The 770-nt window shown below is 71.7% G+C and carries 1 protein-coding gene; it reads left to right on the top strand.

The window, feature by feature from the left end:
* The coding region (locus Mam01_RS36080) for an AMP-binding protein (protein ID WP_204289697.1) at positions 1-770 on the top strand (770 nt) is incomplete at both ends.

The following is a 770-nucleotide window of genomic DNA, read 5'->3' as shown; positions in this document are numbered from 1 at the left end:
CGGGCTCGCTGGCCGACGCGGTGGGCGAGTTCGGGGTGACGCACGTGACGGTGTCGCCGTCGGTGCTCGCTTCGGTGGAGACGCTCCCGGACAGCGTGGAGACGCTGGTGGTGGCGGGTGAGGCGTGCCCGCCTCTGCTGACCGAACGCTGGGCGGACCGCATCCGCATGATCAACGCGTACGGTCCGACCGAGACGACCGTCTGCGCCACGATGAGCCGTCCCCTCGTGGCGGCCGGGACGGCCCCGATCGGCGCGCCCATCGCCAACGCGCGGGTGTTCGTGCTGGACGATTTCCTGCGGCCGGTCCCGCCGGGGGTGACCGGTGAGTTGTACGTGGCGGGGCTGGGGCTGGCTCGGGGGTATCTGCGGCGGGCGGGGCTGACGGCGGAGCGGTTCGTGGCGTGTCCGTTCGCACCTGGTGAGCGGATGTACCGCACGGGCGACATGGCCCGCTGGAGCCCCGACGGTGAACTGCTCTTCGCGGGGCGGGCCGACGAGCAGGTGAAGATCCGCGGGTTCCGGATCGAGCTGGGCGAGATCGAGGCCGTCCTCGCGGGTCATGAGTCGGTGGGGCAGGTCGCGGTCGTCGTGCGCGAGGACCGCCCGGGTGACAGGCGCCTGGTCGCGTACGTCGTCCCGGCCGATGGCCAGGTGGCGAACATCGCCGCGCTGCGGGAGTTCGTCGGCTCCCGGCTGCCCGACTACATGGTGCCCATCGTCGTGCCGATCGACGAGCTTCCGTTGTCCGTCAACGGCAAGCTGGACCAT

It is taken from the genome of Microbispora amethystogenes, assembly GCF_016863015.1.
GTDB lineage: Bacteria > Actinomycetota > Actinomycetes > Streptosporangiales > Streptosporangiaceae > Microbispora > Microbispora amethystogenes.
The sequence above is the reverse complement of the archived record's forward strand: the minus strand, read 5'-3'. Positions and strand labels throughout refer to the sequence as shown.